Source organism: Streptomyces sp. NPDC005925 (genome assembly GCF_040638805.1).
In the GTDB taxonomy this organism is placed as follows: Bacteria; Actinomycetota; Actinomycetes; order Streptomycetales; family Streptomycetaceae; genus Streptomyces.
On sequence record NZ_JBEXVL010000012.1, the window covers coordinates 19,848 to 43,466 of the forward strand.

A 23,619-nucleotide genomic window follows, 5' to 3' on the forward strand; every position below is an offset into this window, starting at 1 on the left:
CTCGGGAAAGCGCCGCCGAGCGGTCGGCCAATTGTCGTCGGCGTTTTTCACGAGTTCGTGTCCGGGCCGAAAGAGTGCCGTCCCTCATGCCTCGTGAATGTGCCGCAGGCCTTCTCCCACAGAGTAGCGGTAACCGGGTCCGCGTGGGACGTTATCGATCGCGTCGGCTGGGCATCATCCCACCTGACCCAGCACGCCGGCGGCCGATCGATCATCGGTACGCCCATCCGAGGAGGGACGGTTCGATGGGGGAAAAGGTCGCGGCAGGCGAGTTCGACCTGTCCGATCGCCAGCACTACCGCGACAAGCTGCGGCAGTGTCTGACGGGCCTCGGCCGGCTGCTGGAGGAGAAGCGGTTCGACCGCCCCAAGAACCTCATGGGGGTGGAGATCGAACTCAATCTCGTGGGCGCCGACGGCATGCCGAAAATGTTGAATGCGCAAGTCCTGGAGCGGATCGCCAGCCGCGATTTCCAAACAGAGCTCGCCATGTTCAACCTCGAAGTGAACATCGCGCCGCACCGGCTCGCCGGCCGGGTTTTCGACCGGCTCGCCGAGGAACTCCGTACGTCACTGGCGTATGCCCACCGCAAGGCCGGTGAGGTGGACGCGGGAATCGTCATGATCGGCATCCTGCCGACCCTCGACCGTGACGACCTGGTGTCCTCCAACCTTTCGGCAGTGGACCGCTACGCCCTGCTCAACGACCAGATAGTGGCCGCCCGGGGCGAAGACTTCACGCTGGACATCTCCGGGGTCGAACACCTCAAGTGCACCTCGCGCTCCATCGTGCCCGAGGCCGCCTGCACCTCCGTACAGCTGCACCTTCAGGTCACGCCGAACCGATTCGCCGACGTGTGGAACGCGGCGCAGGCCGTCGCCGCCGCGCAGATCGCCGTCGGCGCCAATTCGCCCTTCCTCTTCGGCCGCGAGCTGTGGCGGGAGTCCCGCCCGCCGCTCTTCCAGCAGTCCACCGACACCCGGCCGCCCGAGCTCCAGGCCCAGGGGGTCCGGCCGCGCACCTGGTTCGGGGAGCGCTGGATCACCTCGGCGCACGAGCTCTTCGAGGAGAACCTGCGCTACTACCCCCCGCTGCTCCCGATCTGCGACGAGGAGGACCCGATCGAGGTCCTCGACGCGGGCGGCGTGCCCAAGCTCGCCGAGCTCGTCCTGCACAACGGCACCATCTACCGCTGGAACCGCCCGGTCTACGGCATCGCCGACGGCGTCCCGCACCTGCGCGTCGAGAACCGCGTCCTGCCCGCGGGCCCGACCATCACCGACGTCATCGCGAACGCGGCCTTCTACTACGGCCTGGTGCGGGCCCTCGCCGAGGAGTCCCGGCCGGTGTGGACCCGGCTGCCGTTCGAGGCCGCCGCCGCCAACTTCGAGACCGCGTGCCGGGACGGCATCGACGCGCGCCTGACCTGGCCCCGGCGCGGCCGGTACGCCGGTACGCAGGAGGTCGACGCCGTCAGCCTGGTGCGCGACGAACTCCTGCCGCTCGCCGAGGCCGGCCTCGCCGCGTGGGGCATCGAGCCCGCCGACCGCGACCTGTACCTGGGCGTGATCGAGGAGCGCTGCCGTCGCCGCGCCAACGGGGCGACCTGGCAGACGGCCACCTTCCACAAGGCCCTGGCGTCCGGTCTGTCCAGGGAGGCCGCGCTGGCCGCGACGACACGGCGGTACTACGAGCTGATGCACCACGGCGACCCCGTGCACTCCTGGCCCGTGGGGTTGCCGGAGCCCGTGCCGACGGCCTGAGCACGTGCCGGGCGGACACGACCCGGGGCTGCCCACGCCCGCTCCATACTGATCCGGCAAGCTGTGACGTCCGAAGGACGGCAGTTCACGGCGCGTTCCCCGCGTTCTACGACGATGGTGGCGTCCCGTGACGGCCGTGACCCCCTGCGCCCGGCACTGCGCACCTCGTGCGCGGGCCGCGCCGGGTGGTCCCGGCCGGGTCGGTCGAGTGGTGCGAGTGGAGGCAGGCGTGCAGGCGCAGTACGGCCCGGTGGCCGCATCACGTCCCGGGGAGGAGCCGTCCCGGCGGACGCTCCGCTCCGAGACGCTGCTCGTGCTGGCGCTGTCGCTCGGTGCGAGCGGCGTGTCCGCGCTGATCAGCTTCGTCGGATCGGTCACCAGACCGGGCGGCCTCAAGGACCAGGCGGCGACGCTGAACGCCTCGGCCGCGCCGGGCCGCCCCTGGCTGGACCTCGCCTGGCAGCTGTTCGGCATCACCACCTCACTGGTGCCGGTCGCCCTCGTCGCGCACTTCCTGCTGCGTGAGGGCCGGGGCCTGCGCGTCATCGGCTTCGACCGCACCCGGCCCTGGCCCGACCTGGGACGCGGCGCGGCCGTCGCGGCGATCGTCGGGAGCACCGGCATCGCCTTCTACCTCGCCGCGCGCGGCCTCGGCTTCAACCTCACCGTGGTTCCCGAGGCGCTGCCCGACGTGTGGTGGAAGCACCCCGTCCTGATCCTTTCCGCGCTCCAGAACGCGGTGCTGGAGGAAGTGATCGTCGTCGGCTACGTGCTGCGCCGGCTCGGACAGCTGGGTTGGACACCGGCGGCGGCACTGGCGGCCAGTTCCGTACTGCGCGGCTCGTACCACCTCTACCAGGGCATCGGCGGCTTCGTCGGCAACATGGCGATGGGCGTGCTGTTCGTCTGCTTGTACCGGCGCTGGGGCCGGGTGGGTCCGCTGGTGGTGGCGCACGCGCTGCTCGACATCGGCGCGTTCGTCGGCTACGCGTTGCTCGCGGGCAAGGTGGACTGGCTCCCGACGGCATGAACCCGCACGGCTGGGGGCGCACGGCACGGGTCGTACGCCCTCACGTGTGCTGGGCGAGCAGGTCGCCGTCGATGACCGTGACCGCGCGACCGGTCAGCAGGGTGCGGTCGCCGCACAGGCGGGTGCGGACACGGCCGGAGCGGGGTGAGGCCTGGAGGCCGGTGAGGTCGGAGCGGCCGAGGCGCTCCGACCAGAACGGGGCCAGAGCCGTGTGGGCGCTGCCGGTGACCGGGTCCTCGTCGATGCCGACGTTGGGGAAGAAGCAGCGGGAGACGAAGTCGTAGCCCCGGGACGGGTCCTCGGCGCGGGCGGTGGCGATGACGCCGCGCTCGGAGAAGGCGCCCAGAGCCCGGTGGTCCGGCGTCAGACCCCGGACCGTCTGCTCGTCGGCCAGCACGATGAGGAGGTCCCCGACGGCCGGACCGGTGTCGTAGGCGGCGCGCGGCGGCGCGCCCAGGGCCTCGGTGACCCCGACCGGGACGGCGACCGGGCCGAGCGGGGCGGTCGGGAAGTCCAGGGTGATCGAGCCGTCCTCACCTGGGGTGGCGACCAGGACGCCGCTGCGGGTGGCGAACCGTACGGGGCCCTCGTGAGCGCCGGTGGTGCGCAGGACGTGGGCGGTGGCGAGCGTGGCGTGCCCGCACATCGCGACCTCGGTGGCGGGCGTGAACCAGCGCAGCGCCCAGTCGGCCTCGCCGCCCGCCGGCAGGCGGTGGGCGAACGCCGTCTCGGCGTGGTTGACCTCCAGGGCCACCTTCTGCAGCCAGTCGTCGGAGGGGAAGGCGTCGAGCAGCAGGACACCGGCGGGGTTGCCGGCGAAGGGGCGGTCGGTGAAGGCGTCGACGATTCGGATGCGCATGCCGTGACGCTAGCCGGTGCGGGATGCCGCGGCCCAAGGCCAATCCGCGACAACCGGCCCGGTTTTCCCGCGGTGTGGCCCGCAGCCGCACAGCCGTGTCACGTCTCAGCCGATGATGTCCCGGGGGACGGCTGTGACCCGGGACGACCCGCAAGAAGCGACCAGAAGGCGCCGAGACGCGACGCTGCGATGCCACGGCTCCGGGCTCATGGCTCCGGGGTTACGGAGCCCCGTGCCGGGTGGGTGCTCCGTACCGCCGGGCCTCGTGACGCGGTGGGGCCGGACCCGGAGTGTGAGACTCAGTCGAGACAGAACTCGTTGCCCTCGATGTCCTGCATCGCCAGGCAGGACTCGTTCACGCCGTCGGCACGCAGGAGCTGTACGCGGACCGCGCCGAGCGCGGTCAGGCGTGCGCACTCGGCCTCGAGCGCGGCGACGCGCTCTTCACCCACGAGCCCGGTGCCGACCCGCACGTCGAGATGAACCCGGTTCTTGACGACCTTGCCTTCGGGAACGCGCTGGAAGAACAGTCGCGGGCCCACACCCGAGGGATCAACGCAGGCGAACGCGGAATCCTGACGTTCGGGCGGCAGCGAGCGGTTGAACTCGTCCCACGTGGCGAACCCCTCCGGCGGTGGCGGCACGACGTACCCCAACACCTCGCACCAGAAACGAGCGACGCGCTCCGGTTCTGCGCAGTCGAAGGTGACTTGGAACTGTTTGATCGACGCCATCGGCCCACCATAGCGGCCCGTCCAGTAGCGACGAAGTGAGTTATCCGCGCACCGCTGACCTGCGTGGACTGTCCGGCGCGAGAGGCATGGACCCGCCGTCGTCGGCTCGCACGACGAGAGCGGCGCCGGCGATCACGGGCGTCCTCGGGTGCGGCCGAGGGCCAGGAGCGGCAACGGCACGACCGGCGGCATTGCCTGTCGAGCTATTCCGATATATCGTTGAAGCATCGCGACCGATCAACGATGGATGGGATGGGTGTCATGCACAGTCACGGATACGGGCAAGGGCCCGGGTACGGCGACCACGGCCGTGGCGGTTTCGGGGAGCGGCGCGCCGCCTTCGGGCCTTTCGGCCCGGGTGGCCCCGGGTTCGGGCAGGGCCCCTGGGGTGGCCGGGGGCGCGGTGGGCCGAGGGGGAGGGCGCGGCGGGGGGACGTACGCGCGTCGATCCTGGCGCTGCTCAAAGAGCGGCCGATGCACGGCTACGAGATGATTCAGGAGATCGCCGAGCGCAGCGGCGGGGCGTGGAAGCCCAGCCCCGGTTCGGTGTACCCCACGCTGCAACTGCTGGAGGACGAGGGCCTGATCGTCAGTGAGAGCGAGGGCGGCAAGAAGCTGTTCGCGCTCACCGACGCGGGCCGCGGCGCCGCCGACGACGGTCCCGAGGCCCCCTGGGAAGAGGCCTCACGCGGCATGGACTGGGAGGCGCTCGGTGAGATCCGCCAGGCCGGTGTCGGTCTGATGGAGGCTTTCGGCCAGGTCTGGAAGACCGGCAGCAAGGACCAGCGGGACAAGGCGCTCGCCGTCATCAACGACGCGCGAAAGAAGCTGTACCTGATCCTGGCCGACGAGGACTGACGGCGCGGCATCCGGAATCCGCCGGGCCGGTCGGGCGGCCCGGCGGGTCTCCGCCGCGTCGCACACGTCCCGCGCTCGGCGGCGCCGGCTCCCGGCCTGGCAGTGCCAAAGCCTTCGGGAACAGGTCGGCGAGCGGCGGTCCTTCAGGGCGTATCCCGTTGCACGTACTGCCTGCCGCCGACGGCCGGTGAGCACACCAGCCGGGCACTGCGGTCCATGACGCACGGTGCGTACGGCCCCGGGCGGACGGCCCCCCGGTGCTTGGCGCAAGGCGGCGCGCTCTCCCTGGGGGAATATGACGCGATCTCCTCCCTGAGGAGGAGATTGGGGCACAGTGTGTCCACTTCCTGCGGGACGCGAAGATGCTTCCCGTTGGGGATGCCCCGCGCACGGGGTGGCTGATGGGGTGTGAGAGTGCAATCCAGCATCCCGCGGCACCCCGTTCTCGAGCAGGGCGTACCGCATGCCGGCAACGATGCCGAGCTCAGCGACGAACTGACCGCGGTGGTCGGCGGCGCGCGCCGCAGGGCGCTGCGCGACGGGGACCGCCAGATCGACACGGCCCATCTGCTGCACTCCCTCCTGGAGTACGACCCCGACGTGCGGGCCGTCTTCGGCGAAGGGCCGCAGCTGGCGCGGCTGTTCGGCTACCTCGTGCAGCGCAGCATCGGCTACGGCCTGCGCTGGCAGAGCGGCGTCGAGCGCTCCGGCGCCGGGCTCGGCGGCGGCACGGACACCGAGAGCTTCTCGCCGCTCGCGGCCGGCGCCATGCAGGACGCCCGGGACCGTGCCGGCCTGCGGGGCGCCGCGCAGGCGCGGTGCGTCGACCTGCTGGCCGCGATCGTCGTGGACCCGACGTCGCGGGCCGTCGAGGTGCTGGCGCGTGCCGGGATCGACCCGGTCCGGGTGTTCGCATACGTCGACAAGAACGCGACGGGGCCCGTCGAGGACGCGGCCGACGGCGCCGACACGTGACAGCCCCTCCGGCCCCGCTGGGCCGAGATGCGGATGAGCGCGGCGCCGGGGGACCTGCCGGCCCCGGACAGGCGGCCCGCGTCCCAGCACATGAGACAGGTGCCTGAGCGGGTGACGCTCCTGTCGTCGCCTGTCATCATGTGCCGGTGCATACGTCGGAGAGCAGCCGGGTCAGTCGCGGAAAGGGCATGGGGCTCGGCCTCGCGCTCGCGTCCGCCGTCGCCTTCGGCGGATCGGGTGTCGCCGCCAAGCCGCTGATCGAGGCGGGCCTCGACCCGCTGCACGTGGTGTGGCTGCGGGTGGCGGGCGCGGCCCTGGTGATGCTGCCGCTCGCCGTACGCCACCGCACGCTGCTGCGCCGCCGGCCCGGGCTGCTCGCCGGGTTCGGACTGCTGGCCGTGGCCGGTGTCCAGGCCTGCTACTTCGCCGCGATATCCCGTATCCCCGTCGGCGTCGCGCTGCTCGTGGAGTACCTGGCGCCCGCCCTCGTGCTCGGCTGGGTGCGGTTCGTGCAGCGCCGCCCGGTCACGCGCGCCGCTGCCGTCGGCGTGGTCCTCGCGGTCGGCGGGCTCGCCTGCGTCGTGGAGGTCTGGGCGGGCCTGAGCTTCGACGTCCTCGGCCTGCTGCTCGCGCTCGGCGCGGCCTGCTGCCAGGTCGGCTACTTCGTCCTGTCCGACCAGGGCAGCGACGCCGGTGACGAGGCACCCGCGCCGCTCGGCGTCATCGCGTACGGCCTGCTCGTCGGGGCCGTCGTCCTGACCTTCGTCGCCCGACCCTGGACCATGGACTGGGCGGTCCTCGCGGGCACCGCCCCCATGGACGGCACACCGGTCGCGGCGGCGCTTCTGCTGTCCTGGATCGTCCTCGTCGCCACCGTGCTGGCGTACGTCACCGGCGTGGTCGCCGTACGCCGGCTCTCCCCGCAGGTCGCGGGCGTCGTGGCCTGCCTGGAGGCGGTCATCGCGACCGTGCTGGCCTGGGTGCTGCTCGGCGAGCACCTGTCGGCTCCGCAACTCGTGGGTGGTGCTGTCGTGCTGGTCGGCGCGTTCATCGCGCAGTCCTCGACACTCGCCAAAAGCCCGGGCGAACCGGTCATGGGTGGCGGCGCCGACAGGGAGGTGTCCGCCCGGGAAACCGCCACTTGAGGCGCTGATCCCGCAGGCGAACGCCCTGGTCCTGGCGCTTCCGCCCGCCGGGGCGGGCCCTTTCCGAACTGAGCCCGGCCTCGGGCCGGTCCGGGGAACGGCGCGCCCTCAGACGAAGTCCGCGGACCCCGCCCGGGGACGGTCCCTCCCGGACATCCGCGCGTCGACACCGGCCTGCCGCCCGTCGCGCGCAGCTGCGGAGAAGAGACGTGTCGAATGACGTTGCCGGTCCTCCTCCGGCGAGGCCTGCTGTATCTGATCTCCGCCGGAGGCGTCCGGGGCACCGCGGGCGCTCCCGCCCACTGCTCCACCGCACCAGCGAGATGACGTCCTCGTGCGGATAGCGCTGCACACGGAGGGGCCGTCAGCTCTGCGTCCTACTCCCAGTACTCAAACCGGTCCAGGGTGGCCTGAGCTTTCGCGCGGTCTTCGGCAGTGAAACAGCCGGGGTTCTGCTTGATCAGGTAGGCGTGCGTGCGCAAGCTGATAAGCCATTCGGTCCTATCGCCGTCGGGCCCGTTGAGCGCGTCCGCCTCCCGCTGCTTGTGCGAGGTGAGCTTCCGGAGCTCGGCGCAATCCTCTCCACCGGTGGTGGAAGCCCGCCCGGCGAGGAACCCTCCGAGGGCAAGAACCACTGCGGCCAGTACGAAACAGAGGATCACCCAGGGTTTCGGTCCGCGTCTCGCGGACGAGTCGGGTGCTTGTGCTGAGGTGTTTGTCATGGTCCCCCCACGGTGATGTCGAATGCTGGCCGGCAGACAGCGACCACGCCTGCCCCAACCACTCAACAGGGTCCGGCGACCTTCGATCGCCGGACCCTCACGCATGCCGTTCCAGGTCGCGTCGCGTCCTGCGGCTGAAGCTCTTGTACGCCGTGGCCGGTCCGGGACGCGCCATGCCCTCTAAGCGGCGGCCTCCTCCTCGTCGTCCGGATCCTCCCCCGGACATGGCGGCCGGTCCACGTCCGCCGTACGTCGCTGAGGCTCCGTCTCGTCCAGCTCCCAGTGGTGGCCGCACTCTTCGCACCGAACACCGTCCACCAGAACCTGGTCTTCCCCGTTCGGGCAGTCCGTGCCGTCTCCGCGGCCCGCGCACACTTCCCTGGTGTCACCCATGCGTTCGACGGTGGACTGAGCTGTCGGGACCCGGGAGGGTACCTGTGGGGGCGTACGGGTGCTCGAACCCGGCACGATGCCTCAGCACCCGTCACCTGCCCCAGCCGGCTCCCGGGCCCGCGACCAGGAGCCTCGGTGCATGCCAGGATTTTCTACGCGTCGTCGACCAGGAGCCGGCCGGTGCCGAGCTGCCGGCCGCGGCGGCCGAGGAAGTGACGTCCTGGCCGTTCGACTCCGCGTCCCGTGCCCGCCGGGTGACGTGGGTGGCGGGCCACACGGCCCCGCTCGCTGCCGCGGACGCAGTTGACGGAACTCGCCGATTCCCCGAGCCCCGATCCCGCCCATCGCCGTGCCGGTACTTTCCGGGGGCCCATCAGCCCGGCGTCACCGCGCCCTCCGGTGCTCCGAACCACTCGTTCAGCGCCTCCTCCAGCCCGGCCGTCGATGCCGCCACCTGCTCGCCCGCGTCGGCCGCCCAGGCCGTGAAGCCGTCCGGACGGACGAGGACCGCCGCCAGTTCCGGGCGGGACGGACAACCGGCCGTCAGGATGTCGACGCGGCCGGCGTACCCCGCGGCGTGGGCCCGGAGCTCCGGGTCGTCGCTGAGGTCGAGCAGGAGCGCCCGGCCGCCGTGCAGGTGGTCCGCGAGGCGGCTGCCCTCGGAGAGTTCCAGATCCGGGGCGCTACGGCCGGTCAGCGGGTGCTCGCCCGGCAGCTCGTACCGCACCCCGGCACCGTTGAGCCGCGCGGTGAGGTACGTGGTGCCCATGACCGTCCCTGCCAGGTCGCTGACGATCTCGCGCAGGGCCCGGGACTGCGGGTCCGGACGCATGGCCGCGACCTGGGACCGGGTCCAGTCCAGGACCTGCGCCCCGACCGGGTGCCGCTCGGAGGTGTACGTGTCCAGCAGCCTTTCCGGCGCCCGGCCGCCGATCACCGCGGCGAGCTTCCAACCAAGGTTCATCGCATCCCCGAGACCGAGGCTCAGCCCCTGGCTCCCGAACGCGGAGTGCACGTGCGCCGCGTCGCCCGCCAGCAGCACCCGGCCCTTGCGGTACTCGGTGACCTGGCGGGCGTGGTCGGTGAAGCGCGTCGCGGTCCGCACCCTGGTGATCGTGACGTCCACCCCGGACACGCGGCGCAGCCTGGCCTGGAGGTCATCGGTGGTGACCGGCGCCCCCCGGTCGGCCGGCGGGCCGTCGAACTCCACGGTGACGACACGGCCCGGCATCGGCCCGTAGGCGTACACGCCGGTGGCCGTGGCGGTCCAGCCGACTTTCAAGCCCTCGGCGCCGGTCATCTCCACGACCGCCTGGTGACAGGTGATCTCCGGGTCCGTACCGGGAAACGCGAACCCCGCGAGCTTGCGGACCGTGCTGCGGCCGCCGTCACAGCCCACGAGCCAGCCGGCACGTACCGGCCCGTCGCCCGTCCGCACGGTGACCACCCCGTCGTCGGCGTCGAAGCCGGTCAGTTCCACACCCCGGCGCACGTCGACGCCGAGTTCGGCTGCCCGCGCGCCGAGCAGCCGCTCGATGTCCTGCTGCGCCACGAAAGCGATCTCGGCGGCGGGCCCGGCGTCGCCGAGGCCGGGCTCCGTACGGTCGACCAGGTCGGCGCGGAGCATGATCCCGGCGAAGTGCCCGACGATTCCGAGCCCTCGGCCCGCAGTCCCGCCTCCGCCGTCCCGCTCGCGCAGGAACGACCGGAAGCGTGCCATCGTCTGCCGCTGCACCTCGGCCAGCGCGGGCAGCATGCCGCGGCGGTACAGCGCCTCGGCGCCGGGCGTGGTGATCGCCCCGCCCTTGATCGTCGCGTCCACGTCGGTGAGGCGCTCCAGGACGGCCACCCGCGCGCCTCCGAGCCGGGCCTCGCAGGCCAGCATCAGTCCGACCGGGCCGCCCCCGGCCACCACTACGTCATAGTCCATGACGCCCACTATGACCGGCGGCCGAAGAGTCGCTTTCACCGCCCTGACCAGCCACAACAGGCCCCGTGATGTCAAGGGGCCGGCCCTCGGCGGGGACAGGCCGCGCCCGCGCGTGGTCCGGGGCCGCACGGGGGCCGGGGCACGGAGTCCGGGGCCCTCGTGCCCGGTGCCGTGGGGGTGTTCCGGTGCGGGTTCCGCGCCCGGTGTGCGGTCCCGTGCTGCGGGCGTTCGCCCCGGTGCGGTCCCGCCGCGCCGTCACCGGGTGGTCAGGTAGGGGGGCAGTCCGGTGCCGGGGGCCAGGCCGGGGTCGGCGACAGGCGCGTCGTAGCCCTTGCGGAGCGGGACGATGCCCGCCCAGTGCGGAAGGGCCAGGTCTTCGGGCTCGTCGTTCACGCCGCCGGTGCGGAGCTTGGCGGAGACCTCGGAGAGGTCGATGCGGATCACGGCGGTGGCGGCGAGTTCCTTCTTGTTGGCCGGCCGCGAGTCGGCGGCGCGGCCCGGCACCACGTGGTCGACCAGGACGTCCAGGGCCCGCCGCTTCTCCTCCGGGTCCGTCACGTCGTGGGCGACGCCGTGCACCACCACGGAGCGGTAGTTGATCGAGTGGTGGAAGGCGGAGCGGGCGAGGACCAGCCCGTCGACGTGGGTGACGGTCAGGCAGACCGGCAGCCCCGGGTCGCTCTGCCCGGCCGCCCGCAGCGGGCGCGAGCCCGTCGACCCGTGGACGTACAGTCGCTCGCCCACGCGCGCGTACAGCGTGGGCAGCACGACCGGCGCGCCGTCCCGGACGAAGCCGAGATGGCAGACGTAACCCTCGTCGAGTATCGCGTGCACCACCTCCCTGTCGTACCTGGCGCGGTCCGGGGAGCGGGTGGGGACGGTGCGGTCGGTCGGTGGGTAGGCGGCGTGCTGCGACGGCGCCCCTGTGGTGTCCGTGGTCCCGGCGTTCCCGCTGGTCCCTGCGGCCCCGGTGGTCCCCTGCATGGCACTCCTCATTGCACTAGTGCATACTTGATTTTGTGCTAGGAGAGTATCGGGTCACAGGACGGCGCGCAGCCGACATTTCCGCCAGCATCGAGCGCGCGGTGAGTGCGGGAGAGCTGCGGCCCGGCCAACTGCTGCCGCCCATGCGGGAGTTGGCCACGACCCTCGGCGTGAACGCGAACACGGTCGCCGCCGCGTACCGCACGCTGCGCGAGCGCGGGGTCATCGAGACGGCCGGCCGGCGGGGCAGCAGGGTGCGGCCCGCCCCGGCCACGACCGGACGGGACCACATTCGGGTGGACGTGCCCGAGGGCGTGCGCGACGTGTCGAGCGGCAACCCGGACCCGGCGCTGCTGCCGTCCCTCGAGCGGGCGTTCGCGGCGGCGGCGGCCGACGCCGACCGGGCGCCCGTGCTGTACGGGGAGGACGCCGTGGACCCGGAGCTGGCCCGGATCGCGCGGGCCGAACTCGCCGCCGACGGAGTGCCCGACGGGCCCCTCGCCGTCGTCTCCGGCTCCCTCGACGCCGTCGAACGGGTCCTCGCCGCCCACCTCAAGCCGGGTGACACCGTCGCCGTCGAGGACCCCGGCTGGGGCCGGACCCTCGACCTCGTCCCGGCCCTCGGCCTGCGGACCGTGCCGGTCGGCGTGGACGACGAGGGACCGCGCGTCGACGACGTACGGCGTGCGCTCGCGTCCGGGGCGCGCGCCCTGATCGTCACGGACCGGGCCCAGAACCCGACCGGCGCCGCGGTGAGCGCCCCGCGCGCGCGTGCCCTGCGGGACGTACTCGCCGAGCACCCCGGGACGCTGCTGATCGAGGACGACCACGGGCACGGCATCGTGGACCTGCCGCTGCGTCCGCTCGCCGGCACCACCCGGCACTGGGCCTTCGTACGGTCGGTGGCCAAGGCCTACGGGCCCGACCTGCGGCTCGCCGTCCTCACCGGCGACGCCGTCACGCTCGACCGGGTCCGCGGGCGGCAGCGGCTCGGACCGGGCTGGGTGAGCAGGCTGCTGCAACGCGCCGTCGTACGGCTGTGGGCCGACGGGGCGGTGGACGCGCGGGCGGTGGCGGCGTCGTACGGGCGGCGCCGGGACGCGCTGATCGGCGCGCTGGCCCGGCGCGGGATCACGGCGCACGGGCGCAGCGGCCTGAACGTCTGGATTCCCGTGCCGGACGAGACCGGCGCCGTCGCCCGCCTCCTGCACGCCGGCTGGGCCGTGTCCCCCGGCGCCCGCTTCCGGATGAGCGCCCCGCCCGGCATCCGCGTCACCGTCGCGACGCTGGGAGAGGGAGGCTGCGGAGAGGGGGACGTGGGGGAGCTGGCGGACGCCATCGCGTCGGCGGTGGGACCGGCGCCGACGCGGAGTTACGGGTAGGGGCGTCCACCGGGCGGGCCGGGGCCGGGGCGGGGGCGTGGGCGGATCACGCGGTGCAGGTGTCGGCGTCTCGCCGGGTGGTGGCCTCGCAGGTGCCGGTGTCCGGCTGGGAGACCGTGACGCGGTCGCCGGAATCCGCCGGCCGGTCCCGCACCCCGGGCCGGACGGCCGCCGCCGCGACCGCCGCAGACCGGGCGGTCCTCGTACGCCGCCCCGCCGCCCCGGCTCGCGACCTGGGCCCACGCCCCCGCGCACCCTGCGTCAGCGCGGCCCCCGCCAGGACGATCAGCGCGCCCACCGGAGTCGACCAGGTCAGGGACTCGCCCAGGACGGCGACGCCCGCCGCGGTGGCGATCACCGGGATGAAGTACGTGACCATCTGGGCCGTGGTGGGGCCGACCTCCGCCACCAGGCCGTACTGGAGGAGTACGGCGACGCCCGTGCCCAGCGCGCCCAGCGCGGCGACCGCCAGCAGCGGTACGACCGGCACACCGTCCGGCGCGTCCGTGAACAGCGGGGTCACCACGGCCAGCTGGACCGTCGCCAGCATCAGCTGCGCACCCGTCAGGGACAGGTGGGAGTGACCGGACCCGGCGAGCGTGCGACGGACGTAGATCCAGCCGACCGGGTAGCTGAGCGAGGCCAGCAGGGCCATCGCCGTGCCGGTGGCGTCCAGGCCGGCGAAGCCCTGCCAGGCGCCGAGCACCGTCAGGACACCGAGGAAGCCGAGGCCGAGGCCGGCGACCCGCAGGCGGGTCGGCCGGTCCTCCGACAGCGCGACCAGGGACAGGGCCATGCCCCACAGTGGCGAGGTCGCGTTGCAGATGCCCGCCAGGGTGGACGGGATGGTCAGCTCCGCGTACGCGAACAGCGAGAACGGCAGAGCGTTGAGCAGGAGACCGGCGACCGCCAGATGAGCCCAGGTGCGCGCCCCGCGCGGCAGCCGCTCCCGCTTCACGGCCATCGTCGCGGCCAGCACCGCCGTACCGAACACCAGACGTCCGAACGTGACCTGGAACGGGGCGTAGCCCTCCGTGCCCACCTTGATCAACAGGAAGCTGAATCCCCAGATCAGCGACAGGATGCCGAAGCGCAGCCGCCAGTCGAGGGTGCGGGCAGGGGATGCGGTGGCCGGAGTGCGGTCCGGGGTGGCGGTCGGCGGCCCGGCAGGGGTGCGGGATGCGGTGGAGCTGGTCATGGGCCCCACGATGCCGCCCACGACCTCGTAGCACAATCGAGATTTCGCACGCCCCATCTCGTAGAAACGCTTACCTGTTCGTAGAATGGCCCGCATGTTGAGTCTGGAGCGCCTGCGCACCCTCGATGCCCTCGCCCGGCACGGCTCGGTCAGCGGAGCCGCCGAAGGGCTGCACATCACGACGTCGGCCGTGTCGCAGCAGATGTCGAAACTGGAGCGCGAGGTCGGGCAGCAACTGCTCGCGAAGAACGGGCGCGGGGTGCGGCTCACCGACGCGGGCAGGCTGCTCGCCGAGCACGCGGCGCGCATCCTGTCCCAGGTGGAGCTGGCGCAGTCCGACCTGGAGGCGCATCGCGGTCAGGTCGCCGGCGAGCTGCGGCTGGCGGCGTTCCCGACGGCCGCGCGGGGCCTGTTCCCGGCGGCGCTCGCCGCGCTGCGCGCCGAGCATCCGGACCTGCGGGTGCGCTCCCGCGAGCTGGAACCGGAGCGCGGCGTCGCCGGTGTCGTACGCGGCGACCTCGACCTCGCGGTGGTGCTCGACTGGTACAACAAGCCGATGCCGGTGCCGGACGGCCTGGTCAAGGCGCAGCTCCTGGACGACCCCGCCGACGTGGCGCTGCCGGCCGGGCACCGGTTCGCGGACCGCGCCGAGGTGGACCTCGCCGAATGCGCCGAGGAGGAGTGGATCACGTGGGGCGAGGGCGAGTTCTGCCACGAGTGGCTGATGTTCACGCTCCGCTCGAAGGGCATCGAACCGAACATCGTCCATCGCGCCGCCGAGACCCACACCCAGCTCGGGCTGGTCGCCGTGGGCCTCGGCGTGTGCATCGCCCCGCTGCTGGGCCGCCGCCCCATCCCGCCCGGCGTCGTCACGGTCCCGCTCGCGCAGCGGGTGAAGCGGCACGTCTACGTCGTCTGGCGCGCGGACGCCGACCGACGCCCCTCGATCCGGGCGGCGGTGACCGCCCTACGGACGGCGGCGCGGCAGTTCGACTGAGGCGTCCTCGCTCTGCAGTGCGGCCGGCTCGCGGAAATCCAGGACGCGGCTTTCCCGGGTGTCAGCCGCAGCCGGCCGTGCCTCCCGTCGTGCGGCATCTCCTCGATGCGGGAGTTCTTGCGGGCGAACAGTGCCTCCGGCGCGTCGACTTCGGCGCACGGCTCACCGGTGATCTTCCGGCCCCGGCGCTGACCGACGGTCATCCGCACCCCTGTCCGCTCGTCCTGGCCCGACGTACGGAGGGAGCCCGCACGTCGGGCCAGGACGAGCCGTCGGCCCTCGCCGCGCAACCACCGTCATCGTGCGGAGCCGGCGCCTGCTCCGGTCGGCGGCGTTCAGCCCAGCCGGATCGCGTCGCCCTCGACGGTGATCCGCGCGGCGGGGAGCGGGTTCGTCGCGGGTCCTTTCCGCACACTGCCGTCGCCGACGGAGAACGCGCTGTGGTGACAGGGGCAGGTGATCGCGCCCCCGGTGACGGCCGTGACCACGCAGCCCCGGTGGGGGCACTTCGCCGAGAACGCCTTGAAGGTGCCCGCGGTCGGCTGCGTGACCACGACGCCCTGGTCCGTGAAGATCTTCCCGCCGCCCTCCGGTATGTCGGCGGTCTTCGCCAGTACGGTGCCGCCGGCCCCGGCCGACCCGCCCGGGGCCTCCGCGTCCGCACCGTCCGACGAGACCGAGGACGAGCCGTCGTCCGAGCCGCAGGCGGTCAGCGCGGCGGCCAAGCCCGCCGCTCCCGCCGCCGCCACGACGGTCCGGCGGGCCGGTCCCGGTACGGGACGGTGCGCCGAGGACTGAGGCGATGCGCTGGTCATGGTGGGGTTTCCTTCCGCCTGCCGACTCGTGATCGCCCCTACATACGGCCCGTCGGCCCGAGCCGTTCAGCCGCCGTGCCGCCGGAGGCGTCGATCGCCGCGCGGGCCGTCGAGGAAACGTCCCCGCGGACGGGCGATTCGCTGACGGACTCGCCGGGGCCGACCCGCTCCAGGCCCACTGCCCCGGCCCGGCCCGGCCCAGCCCGCCCGTCTGCGCGGCCCGCCCGTTCACCGCCCGGGTGCGGGGCCCCGCCGGACAGTTTCAGGCGCTCCGGCAGATTCGATGTGGGCGAGTTGCGCGGCGAGGATCTCCTCGAACGCGGCCCGGCGGTCTGCTCCGAGGGGGCGGACGTCACGGGCGAAGTGGGACAGGGCGGGGAAGCGTTCGGGGTCGGCGCCCAGTACCGCGACGCGGAACAGCTCCATGCCCTGTTCGTGCTCCTCGGGGGTGACGGTGCTGACCCCGGCCTCGGAGGCGATCAGCGCGGCGATGAGGACCGCGATCCGGTGGTAGCGCGCCGGGATCTCCTCGTCGGGCAGGCCGGATGCCCGGAGGGCCTGCAGCACCTCTTCCATGATCAGCCGGGAGCCGGTGCCGCTCGACGCGTAACGTCCCCAGACCGCGGCGAGCGGCGGCTGCTGACCGAAGGCCTCCCGGACCCGCAGGCCCAGGGCGGTGATGCGCTGCTTCCAGTCGCCCTCGGGGCGGTAGCCGTCCATGGCGGCCAGGAGAATCCGGTCGGCGACCGCGCGCAGCAGTTCGGTCTTGCTGCGGAAGTGCCGGTAGAGGCTGGACGAATCCGTCCCGAGAGCCGCGGCCAGTCTGCGCACGCTGAACGACTCGGCGTCGCTCGTGCGCAACAGTTCGGCCGCCGCATCCAGGATCTCCTCGGTCGTCCAGCGCCTTCGCCCTGCCATCCGACTCCTCTCACCAAGTCCTCAGCCTAACTTATGCACTTGGTGTTGCACGCACCGCGTGCATACTGAGGGCATGGGCGTGGCGCCCGTCCGGCGGCAGGGCCGGCCGGCCGCCACCCGTGCCCGCACCCGCGATCGGGTGACCGACGTGGAGCCCCGCCCCGGGGAAAGACGAGAGGACGCATGCCGTGCACGGTGTGAGGAACACGCTGGATCCCACGAAGTTGAACGCCGCCCTGGACGCCGTCCACCGCGCGGGAATGCCGGGCCTGTTCGCCGAGGTGCGTGACGGTGGCCATGTCTGGCGCGGCGCCGCGGGGTTCGCCGATGACGTCGCCGGCCGCCCCGTGACCCCCCGTATGCGGCACCGCGTCGGCAGCATCACCAAGACCTTCACCGCTGCCGCCGTTCTCCAGCAGGTGGAGAGCGGTCGCGCAGGTCTCGACACGCCGATCGGCCGCTATCTGCCGGACCTGGTCCCGGGCGGGCGTGGGGACGCGATCACGGTCCGCATGCTGCTCAACCACACCAGCGGCCTCGCCGAGTACCTTCCGTACGCCTATCCCTCCCTCAAGGCGTTCCCCGTCCTCGCGGACACCGGGCCCGAGAGCCTGGACGACCACCGGTTCACCCGCTTTCAGCCCGCCGAGCTGATCGGGATGGGGGTCACCGCCCCGGCCGTCGGCGCCCCTGGCGGCACGCCGGGGGTGTACTCCAACACCAACTATCTGCTCCTCGGCGAACTCCTGGGACGGGTGACCGGCACGACGGCCGAGCGGTACATCACCCGGAACGTCATCGAGCGCGCCGGGCTCCAGGACACCGAACTCCCCGCCGGGCCCTACGTGGGCGGGCCGCACTCGCAGATGTACGAGGCCTGGTTCGGCATGATCGACCCGCCGCGCGACTACAGCGTCTACGACATGTCGTGGGTGGGGCCGGCGGCCTCGCTGATATCGACCGTCACGGACCTCAACCTCTTCTTCGGCAGGCTGCTGGCCGGCGAGATCGTCAGCCCGTCGTCGCTGGCAGAGATGCAACGCACCGTTCCGGTCGTCTCCCAAGAGGGCCGGACGATCGACTACGGCCTCGGCCTGCACCCGATGGAGGCCGCCGGCCAGGACACCTTCTGGGGTCACGGCGGCACGGCCTGGGGTGCCGGAGCGCTGGCCATGATCCGTGCCGACGGCAGGCGGCGGATGACCGTCGCGGTGAACCTGCAGAGATGGAACCGACTCGACTCCTGGGGCAGGCCGCAGCCCCATCCCATCGACGACGCGCTCGCGGAGCTCTACCGCGTGGCGATGTACGGCTGACCTGCCCGAGGGCCCACGCGTCCTCCCAGACTGTCACTCTCGGTTACTATGCTCCCTTCATGCCGGAGGCCGTGGACGAGGGACGGGCGGCTCCAGACGGACAGCGGGGAGGGGGAGGCGAGATGCGCGTGCCGGCCGGAACCACCCGGAGTCTCCGGCCCCTCCTCGGGCCCGCCCGGGGACGCTTCCGCGGAGCGGGCCCGACGGGGGCCGAACCGACCGTGACATGCGGGGCAGACAGGCGACGAGGTCCTGGAAGATGCTGAGAGATGTCGTGGCGACCCGCTACATCACGCCCCTGCGGGAGGGCGGCTCCCTGCCGGGGCTCGTCGAGGCCGACGACCTCGGGACGTACGTCCTGAAGTTCACCGGGGCCGGTCAGGGCCGCAAGACGCTGGTCGCCGAAGTGCTGTGCGGCGAACTCGCCCGCCGGCTCGGCCTCCGGATGCCGCGCCTGGTGACGGTCCACCTCGATCCGCTGCTGGGCCTCGGCGAACCCGACCAGCAGGTGCAGGAACTCCTCAAGTCCAGCTCCGGCACCAACCTCGGCATGGACTTCCTGTCCGGCGCGCTCGGCTTCGACCCGCTCGCCTTCCCGGTGAGCCCGCGGGAGGCCGGCCGGATCATCTGGTTCGACGCGCTCGTGAACAACGTCGACCGGTCCTGGCGCAACCCCAACCTCCTCGTCCACCAGGGTGAGCTGTGGCTGATCGACCACGGCGCCACCGTCATCTGGCACCACAACTGGCCCGGCGCCGAGACCTCCGCGGCCCGCCCCTACGACGCCTCCGAGCACGTCCTCGCACGCTTCAGCCCGGACATCGCCGCGGCCGCCGCCGACCTCGCCCCCCTCGTCACCGAGGACCTCCTTGCCGAGGTCACCGCCGAGATCCCGGACGTCTGGCTCACCGGCGAGCCCGGCTTCACCACCCCGGACGAGCTGCGCCGGGCCTACGCCCGCCCCCTGCTCGCCCGCGCCGCCGTCATCCACCAGCGCGTCAAGGGGGACCAGTGACCGAGCGCCACATCATCAGGGCGGGCCAGGGCGGCGGCCGGGACGTCTTCGAGTACGCCCTGCTGCGGGCCGTACCGCGCATCGAGCGCGGCGAGTGCGTCAACGCGGGCGTGCTCCTGTACTGCCGGGCCCGGGCCTTCGTCGTCGCACGCGTCCACCTCGACGAGGCCCGTCTGCTCGCCCTGGACCCGGACGCGGACGTGGCGGGTGTCCGGGCCGCGCTGCGCGCCGTCGAGGACGTGTGCGAGGGCGGCGAAGCCGCCGGACAGGCGGCCCGGGACGACGCGGGCCGCCGGTTCCGCTGGCTCGTCGCGCCCCGTTCGACGGTGCTCCAGCCCGGCCCGGTCCACACCGGCCTCACCACCGATCCGGCCGCCGAGGCGGGGCGCCTGCTCGACCTGCTCGTGCGCTGACCCCGCCGCGGACGACGGGGTCAGCTGCGGCGCCGCCTCACCCAGAAACCCGTGGCCAGCGCCGCGCCCACCACGAACACCGCGCCCACCGCGATGTCCCCGCCGCTCGGCCCGCCCGACGACGAACCGCCCTGACCGCCCCGCACGCCCAGAGTCGTCGTGGCGGTACCGGGGGAGACGGGCACCGTGGGCGAGGCGGTCGCCGTCGGGAGGGTGGTCGGGCTCGCGGCCGATGTCATGGGGCTCGGTGAAGTGGTGGACGACGTGAGCCCGGCGCGCCGGGGCAGCGCCTCACAGGCCTTCCCGTCGTCCGGGCCCTGCTCCTCGTCGAGACGGTGGGGATCGCTCGTGTCCAGGTCGAACACGGCCTGCGCCTCCTCCTGGTAGGTGAAGTCGCGGCAGTCGAGGTCCTGCGCGTGTGCGGGATGGGCCAGCGCGGCAGCCGAAACGAGCGCGATCAGCGTGCCCAGGGCACCGGTGCTACGGCGCATGGTGCGCCTCCTTTCCTGCCACGGGGCCTTCTCCGGCCGTAAGTGGCTCGGGCTCCGACGCTAGGGAAGGTCCGCGGCAGCCGCGCGCGGCCGAGGGCCGACCGGGTGCTTTTCGTCCGGGCCGAGGGGCGGGGCGCACGAGGGCGCCGGGGGCCCGGCGCGCGGGGAATGGATCACACGCGCCCGGTGTGCCGTTGACACCGGGTGCCGGGGCTTCTAGCGTCACGTCTGCTGAAGGTACTAAGCGGTCGCTCACCCATCGTGGCGTGCCGCGCGAGAGCCGCATCCCTAGGTCGAGGAGAAGCAGCAATGTCCACCACTGAGCAGCGGGTCGCCGTCGTCACCGGTGCCGCGCGGGGTATCGGCGCCGCCACCGCCGTACGGCTGGCCGAAGAGGGCCGCGCGGTCGCCGTGATCGACCTCGACGAGGCCGCCTGCAAGGACACCGTCGAGAAGATCACCGCCGCGGGCGGCCGGGCCATCGCCGTCGGCTGCGACGTGTCCGACGAGGCGCAGGTCGAGGCCGCCGTCGCGCGCATCGCCGAGGAGCTCGGCGCGCCGACGATCCTCGTCAACAACGCGGGCGTGCTGCGCGACAACCTGCTGTTCAAGATGAGCGCCTCCGACTGGGACACGGTCATGAACGTGCACCTGCGCGGTGCCTTCCTGATGACCAAGGCCTGCCAGAAGCACATGGTCGACGCGGGCTTCGGCCGCGTCGTCAACCTGTCCTCGTCCTCCGCCCTCGGCAACCGCGGCCAGGCCAACTACGCCGCCGCCAAGGCCGGCATGCAGGGCTTCACCAAGACCCTCGCCAAGGAGCTCGGCAAGTTCGGCGTCACCGCGAACTCGGTCGCGCCCGGCTTCATCGTCACCGAGATGACCAAGGCCACCGCCGAGCGCGTCGGCATGGGCTTCGAGGACTTCCAGGCCGCCGCCGCCACCCAGATCCCGGTGCAGCGCGTGGGACGCCCGGACGACGTCGCGGGCGCCATCGCCTTCTTCACGGGCGACGCGGCCGGTTTCGTCTCCGGCCAGGTCCTGTACGTCGCCGGCGGACCGCTCGACTAGGGGAACACGCACATGACTTCCGTGGAACTCTCCGGCAGGGCCGCCCTCGTCACCGGCGCCAGCCGCGGCATCGGGTACGGCGTCGCCGAGGCGCTCGTCGCACGCGGCGACCGGGTCTGCATCACCGGCCGCAACGAGGACACCCTCAAGGAGGCCGTCGACAGGCTCGGCGCCGACCGGGTCATCGGCGTTCCGGGCAAGGCGCACGACGAGGCCCACCAGGCCGTCGCCGTCGAGCGCACGATGGAGGCCTTCGGCCGCGTCGACTTCCTGGTCAACAACGCCGGTACGAACCCGGTGTTCGGGCCGATCGCCGACCTCGACCTGAACGTCGCGCGCAAGGTGTTCGAGACCAACGTGATCTCGGCGCTCGGTTTCGCCCAGAAGACCTGGCACGCCTGGCAGAAGGACAACGGCGGCGCGATCGTCAACATCGCCTCCGTGGCGGGCATCGCGCCCTCGCCCTTCATCGCCGCGTACGGCGTCAGCAAGGCCGCGCTGATCAACCTGACCGCGCAGCTCGCACACGAGTTCTCGCCGCTGGTGCGGGTCAACGCGATCGCCCCGGCCGTCGTCAAGACCAAGTTCGCGCAGGCCCTGTACGAGGGCCGGGAGGCGGAGGCCGCCGCGGCCTACCCGCTCGGCCGGCTCGGCGTGCCCTCCGACATCGGCGGCGCCGCCGCCTTCCTCACCTCCGAACAGTCGGACTGGGTCACCGGGCAGACGCTCGTCGTCGACGGCGGCATCTTCCTGAACGCCGGCGTGGGCTGACCCCTACGGCGGCGGTACGGGCGCCCGCACGACGACGGGGCGCGGCGCCCGTACCGCAGCGGGCCGCGGGCGCCCGTACCGGCGCGGGGCGCAGGGAGGGGTGACAACGTAGTCATCGGGGTGTCGGGCAAGGTCACAGCGCCCTGGGAGGTCCGGTCGGCGCGGTGCTGCGGTATCGTCTGCCGACCCTGGGTACGGCAGTTCGACTGGTACGGCAGATCGAGGAGCGTGCGCGTGTTCAACGGGAACCGAGGCCTGCGGCGGATGGCGGCCATCGCGTCCATATCATCGCTGGTGGCCGGGTGCGGTGTCCTGTCTTCCGATACCCCGGAGGACGACGGACCAATCGTGCTGGGTACCACCAGCGCCCCGAGCACGCTGGATCCCGCCGCGTCGTGGGACAGCTCCTGGGAGCTCTTCCGCAACATCTACCAGACGCTGCTGGCCTACCCCGACGGCGCGACCACGCCCCAGCCGGACGCGGCCAAGGAGTGCGCCTTCACCGACACCTCGAACCGGGTCTACCGCTGCGAACTGCGCGAGGGCCTCACCTTCTCCAACGGGGACACGCTCACCGCGGCCGCGGTGAAGTACTCGATCGACCGCATCCGGACCCTCGACTTCAACGGCGGCCCCGCCGCCCTCCTCAGCAGCCTCGACCGGGTGCAGGCGCCCAACGACCGCGAGGTGATCTTCCACCTCAACAAGGCGGACGCCACTTTCCCGTTCGTGCTGGCCACACCCGCCATGTCGATCGTCAGCCCCGACGAGTACCCGGCCGACGCCGTCCGCGACGACGGCAGGATCCTCGGCTCCGGGCCCTACACCCTCAAGTCGTACGCCGAGGGCAAGAAGGCCGAACTCGACAAGAACGAGAACTACGCGGGCTTCGCGGACCGCAAGAACGACGCGGTGACCGTGCGGTACTTCGCGGACTCCGCCAGCATGGTCAAGGCCCTGCGGGACAAGCGGATCGACCTCACCTACCGCGGTCTCGCCGCGAGCGACATCGTCGCCCTCCAGAGCAAGAACTCCCACGAGGACATCCAGATCGTCGAGGGCTCGGGCACGGACATCAACTACCTGGTCTTCAACCCGGACGACCCGATGGCGGACAAGAAGCCCGTCCGGCTGGCCATCGCCCAGCTCATCGACCGCGCCGCCATCGCGCACAAGGTCTACAAGGACACCGTCGTCCCCCTGTACTCGATGGTCCCCAAGGGACTGACCAGCCACAAGACGCCCTTCTTCGACGTCTTCGGCGAGCCCGACGCCGACAAGGCGCGCGAGATCCTCACCGAAGCCGGCATCACCACGCCCGTCCCGCTCACCTTCTGGTACACCACGGACCGGTACGGCTCCGAGACCGCCCAGGAGTTCAAGGAGATCAAGAGCCAGCTGGAGGCGTCCGGCCTCTTCGAGATCACACTCAAGAGCCGCCCGTGGCGGACGTACGTGACGGGCTACCAGAAGGGGGAGTACCCGGTGTTCGGCCGTGGCTGGTCCCCGGACTTCCCGGACCCCGACAACTTCATCGCCCCCTTCGTCGGCGAGCAGAACGCCCTCGGTACGCCCTACACCGCCACCAGGATCACCAGCGAGCTGCTGCCCCGCTCACGCCGCGAGAGCGACCGCGGTGACGTGGTGAAGGCGTTCGAGGAGGCCCAGGAGGTCCTGGTGAAGGACGCGCGTCTGCTGCCGCTGTGGCAGGGCAGGCAGTACGTGGGCGCGAGCAACGAGATCTCGGGCGCGGAGCGGGCCCTGGACCCGGCGACGATCATGATGATGTGGGAGCTGCACCGCAAGACCAGCTGGTAGGGCACGTCGTGCGGTCCGAGG

23 protein-coding genes and 1 pseudogene are annotated in these 23,619 nt (G+C 72.5%); 13 read left to right on the top strand and 11 right to left on the bottom strand.

Features of this window, described 5'->3' with window-relative positions:
• Window positions 1-245: 245 nt before the first annotated feature.
• Window positions 246-1,763, top strand: a complete 1,518-nt coding sequence (locus tag ABZ354_RS16520; protein WP_358657231.1) for a glutamate-cysteine ligase family protein — start codon at window positions 246-248, stop codon at window positions 1,761-1,763.
• 229 nt (window positions 1,764-1,992) lie between these two features.
• Entirely contained in the window at window positions 1,993-2,793 is an 801-nt protein-coding gene (locus ABZ354_RS16525) for a type II CAAX endopeptidase family protein (protein WP_358657233.1), read from the top strand.
• Window positions 2,794-2,833: 40 nt separating this feature from the next.
• Here ABZ354_RS16525 and ABZ354_RS16530 read toward each other — a convergent pair whose 3' ends face one another.
• Together ABZ354_RS16530 and ABZ354_RS16535 are read right to left on the bottom strand one after the other, a co-directional pair.
• Window positions 2,834-3,652, bottom strand: a complete 819-nt coding sequence (locus tag ABZ354_RS16530) for a PhzF family phenazine biosynthesis protein (RefSeq protein ID WP_358657235.1) — start codon at window positions 3,650-3,652, stop codon at window positions 2,834-2,836.
• 299 nt (window positions 3,653-3,951) lie between these two features.
• On the bottom strand, window positions 3,952-4,386 hold the full coding sequence (locus tag ABZ354_RS16535) for a VOC family protein (protein ID WP_358657237.1): 435 nt from the start codon (window positions 4,384-4,386) through the stop codon (window positions 3,952-3,954).
• 261 nt (window positions 4,387-4,647) lie between these two features.
• Here ABZ354_RS16535 and ABZ354_RS16540 point away from each other — a divergent pair, with 261 nt between their 5' ends.
• From ABZ354_RS16540 to ABZ354_RS16550, 3 genes are all read left to right on the top strand, one after another.
• Window positions 4,648-5,244, top strand: a complete 597-nt coding sequence (locus ABZ354_RS16540) for a PadR family transcriptional regulator (RefSeq protein ID WP_358657239.1) — start codon at window positions 4,648-4,650, stop codon at window positions 5,242-5,244.
• Between the two features lie 414 nt (window positions 5,245-5,658).
• Entirely contained in the window at window positions 5,659-6,219 is a 561-nt protein-coding gene (locus ABZ354_RS16545) for a Clp protease N-terminal domain-containing protein (RefSeq protein WP_358657241.1), read from the top strand.
• A 140-nt stretch (window positions 6,220-6,359) separates the two neighbouring features.
• Entirely contained in the window at window positions 6,360-7,364 is a 1,005-nt protein-coding gene (locus tag ABZ354_RS16550) for an EamA family transporter (RefSeq protein WP_358657243.1), read from the top strand.
• A 377-nt stretch (window positions 7,365-7,741) separates the two neighbouring features.
• On the opposite strand, the gene ABZ354_RS16555 is transcribed toward ABZ354_RS16550, so the two are convergent.
• The 4 genes from ABZ354_RS16555 to ABZ354_RS16570 form a co-directional block, all read right to left on the bottom strand.
• The gene (locus ABZ354_RS16555; RefSeq protein WP_358657245.1) at window positions 7,742-8,026 is read right to left on the bottom strand and encodes a hypothetical protein; all 285 of its coding nucleotides are present in this window, start codon (window positions 8,024-8,026) and stop codon (window positions 7,742-7,744) included.
• A gap of 240 nt (window positions 8,027-8,266) precedes the next feature.
• On the bottom strand, window positions 8,267-8,479 hold the full coding sequence (locus ABZ354_RS16560) for a hypothetical protein (protein ID WP_358657247.1): 213 nt from the start codon (window positions 8,477-8,479) through the stop codon (window positions 8,267-8,269).
• 373 nt (window positions 8,480-8,852) lie between these two features.
• The gene (locus ABZ354_RS16565; RefSeq protein WP_358657249.1) at window positions 8,853-10,409 is read right to left on the bottom strand and encodes an FAD-dependent monooxygenase; all 1,557 of its coding nucleotides are present in this window, start codon (window positions 10,407-10,409) and stop codon (window positions 8,853-8,855) included.
• Between the two features lie 255 nt (window positions 10,410-10,664).
• Entirely contained in the window at window positions 10,665-11,393 is a 729-nt protein-coding gene (locus ABZ354_RS16570; protein WP_358657251.1) for a pyridoxamine 5'-phosphate oxidase family protein, read from the bottom strand.
• 35 nt (window positions 11,394-11,428) lie between these two features.
• Here ABZ354_RS16570 and ABZ354_RS16575 point away from each other — a divergent pair, with 35 nt between their 5' ends.
• Window positions 11,429-12,775, top strand: coding sequence for an aminotransferase class I/II-fold pyridoxal phosphate-dependent enzyme (locus ABZ354_RS16575; protein ID WP_358657253.1), 1,347 nt, complete (start codon window positions 11,429-11,431; stop codon window positions 12,773-12,775).
• A gap of 46 nt (window positions 12,776-12,821) precedes the next feature.
• Here ABZ354_RS16575 and ABZ354_RS16580 read toward each other — a convergent pair whose 3' ends face one another.
• A complete protein-coding gene (locus tag ABZ354_RS16580; RefSeq protein ID WP_358657255.1) occupies window positions 12,822-14,009 on the bottom strand; it encodes a DMT family transporter in 1,188 nt (395 codons plus the stop codon).
• 58 nt (window positions 14,010-14,067) lie between these two features.
• Here ABZ354_RS16580 and ABZ354_RS16585 point away from each other — a divergent pair, with 58 nt between their 5' ends.
• Window positions 14,068-14,970, top strand: coding sequence for a LysR family transcriptional regulator (locus ABZ354_RS16585; protein ID WP_358657257.1), 903 nt, complete (start codon window positions 14,068-14,070; stop codon window positions 14,968-14,970).
• A 38-nt stretch (window positions 14,971-15,008) separates the two neighbouring features.
• Here ABZ354_RS16585 and ABZ354_RS16590 read toward each other — a convergent pair.
• The 3 genes and pseudogenes from ABZ354_RS16590 to ABZ354_RS16600 form a co-directional block, all read right to left on the bottom strand.
• Window positions 15,009-15,140 (bottom strand): annotated as a pseudogene (locus ABZ354_RS16590) (pyridoxamine 5'-phosphate oxidase family protein); the annotation flags it as partial.
• 165 nt (window positions 15,141-15,305) lie between these two features.
• Window positions 15,306-15,785 carry a Rieske (2Fe-2S) protein gene (locus ABZ354_RS16595; protein WP_358657259.1) on the bottom strand — a complete coding sequence of 160 codons (480 nt, stop codon included), beginning with the start codon at window positions 15,783-15,785 and terminating at the stop codon, window positions 15,306-15,308.
• Between the two features lie 228 nt (window positions 15,786-16,013).
• Window positions 16,014-16,703, bottom strand: a complete 690-nt coding sequence (locus ABZ354_RS16600) for a TetR/AcrR family transcriptional regulator (protein ID WP_358657261.1) — start codon at window positions 16,701-16,703, stop codon at window positions 16,014-16,016.
• A gap of 197 nt (window positions 16,704-16,900) precedes the next feature.
• On the opposite strand from ABZ354_RS16600, the gene ABZ354_RS16605 reads away from it, so the two are divergent.
• The 3 genes from ABZ354_RS16605 (at window position 16,901) to ABZ354_RS16615 (ending at window position 19,447) form a co-directional block, all read left to right on the top strand.
• Window positions 16,901-18,019 carry a serine hydrolase domain-containing protein gene (locus tag ABZ354_RS16605; protein WP_358657262.1) on the top strand — a complete coding sequence of 373 codons (1,119 nt, stop codon included), beginning with the start codon at window positions 16,901-16,903 and terminating at the stop codon, window positions 18,017-18,019.
• Window positions 18,020-18,278: 259 nt separating this feature from the next.
• A complete protein-coding gene (locus ABZ354_RS16610; protein ID WP_358657263.1) occupies window positions 18,279-19,034 on the top strand; it encodes a HipA family kinase in 756 nt (251 codons plus the stop codon).
• On the top strand, window positions 19,031-19,447 hold the full coding sequence (locus ABZ354_RS16615) for a DUF3037 domain-containing protein (protein WP_358657265.1): 417 nt from the start codon (window positions 19,031-19,033) through the stop codon (window positions 19,445-19,447). The genes ABZ354_RS16610 and ABZ354_RS16615 overlap by 4 nt, the downstream gene beginning before the upstream one ends.
• A 20-nt stretch (window positions 19,448-19,467) precedes the next feature.
• Here ABZ354_RS16615 and ABZ354_RS16620 read toward each other — a convergent pair whose 3' ends face one another.
• Window positions 19,468-19,938, bottom strand: coding sequence for an excalibur calcium-binding protein (locus ABZ354_RS16620; RefSeq protein ID WP_358657267.1), 471 nt, complete (start codon window positions 19,936-19,938; stop codon window positions 19,468-19,470).
• 309 nt (window positions 19,939-20,247) lie between these two features.
• Here ABZ354_RS16620 and fabG point away from each other — a divergent pair, with 309 nt between their 5' ends.
• From fabG to ABZ354_RS16635, 3 genes are all read left to right on the top strand, one after another.
• The gene (fabG, locus tag ABZ354_RS16625; RefSeq protein ID WP_358657269.1) at window positions 20,248-21,009 is read left to right on the top strand and encodes a 3-oxoacyl-ACP reductase FabG; all 762 of its coding nucleotides are present in this window, start codon (window positions 20,248-20,250) and stop codon (window positions 21,007-21,009) included.
• Window positions 21,010-21,021: 12 nt separating this feature from the next.
• Window positions 21,022-21,780 (top strand): SDR family oxidoreductase, encoded by a 759-nt coding sequence (locus tag ABZ354_RS16630; protein ID WP_358657270.1) that lies wholly within the window; start codon window positions 21,022-21,024, stop codon window positions 21,778-21,780.
• A 234-nt stretch (window positions 21,781-22,014) separates the two neighbouring features.
• The gene (locus ABZ354_RS16635; protein WP_358657272.1) at window positions 22,015-23,598 is read left to right on the top strand and encodes an ABC transporter substrate-binding protein; all 1,584 of its coding nucleotides are present in this window, start codon (window positions 22,015-22,017) and stop codon (window positions 23,596-23,598) included.
• Window positions 23,599-23,619: the final 21 nt, after the last annotated feature.

Coding starts and splice junctions, on each gene's coding strand:
- ABZ354_RS16595 (WP_358657259.1), bottom strand. CDS start 15,785: ATGACCAGCGCATCGCCTCAGTCCTCGGCGCACCGTCCCGTACCGGGA.
- ABZ354_RS16540 (WP_358657239.1), top strand. CDS start 4,648: ATGCACAGTCACGGATACGGGCAAGGGCCCGGGTACGGCGACCACGGC.
- ABZ354_RS16535 (WP_358657237.1), bottom strand. CDS start 4,386: ATGGCGTCGATCAAACAGTTCCAAGTCACCTTCGACTGCGCAGAACCG.
- ABZ354_RS16565 (WP_358657249.1), bottom strand. CDS start 10,409: ATGGACTATGACGTAGTGGTGGCCGGGGGCGGCCCGGTCGGACTGATG.
- ABZ354_RS16620 (WP_358657267.1), bottom strand. CDS start 19,938: ATGCGCCGTAGCACCGGTGCCCTGGGCACGCTGATCGCGCTCGTTTCG.
- ABZ354_RS16560 (WP_358657247.1), bottom strand. CDS start 8,479: ATGGGTGACACCAGGGAAGTGTGCGCGGGCCGCGGAGACGGCACGGAC.
- ABZ354_RS16610 (WP_358657263.1), top strand. CDS start 18,279: ATGCTGAGAGATGTCGTGGCGACCCGCTACATCACGCCCCTGCGGGAG.
- fabG (WP_358657269.1), top strand. CDS start 20,248: ATGTCCACCACTGAGCAGCGGGTCGCCGTCGTCACCGGTGCCGCGCGG.
- ABZ354_RS16600 (WP_358657261.1), bottom strand. CDS start 16,703: ATGGCAGGGCGAAGGCGCTGGACGACCGAGGAGATCCTGGATGCGGCG.
- ABZ354_RS16630 (WP_358657270.1), top strand. CDS start 21,022: ATGACTTCCGTGGAACTCTCCGGCAGGGCCGCCCTCGTCACCGGCGCC.
- ABZ354_RS16530 (WP_358657235.1), bottom strand. CDS start 3,652: ATGCGCATCCGAATCGTCGACGCCTTCACCGACCGCCCCTTCGCCGGC.
- ABZ354_RS16570 (WP_358657251.1), bottom strand. CDS start 11,393: ATGCAGGGGACCACCGGGGCCGCAGGGACCAGCGGGAACGCCGGGACC.
- ABZ354_RS16520 (WP_358657231.1), top strand. CDS start 246: ATGGGGGAAAAGGTCGCGGCAGGCGAGTTCGACCTGTCCGATCGCCAG.
- ABZ354_RS16585 (WP_358657257.1), top strand. CDS start 14,068: ATGTTGAGTCTGGAGCGCCTGCGCACCCTCGATGCCCTCGCCCGGCAC.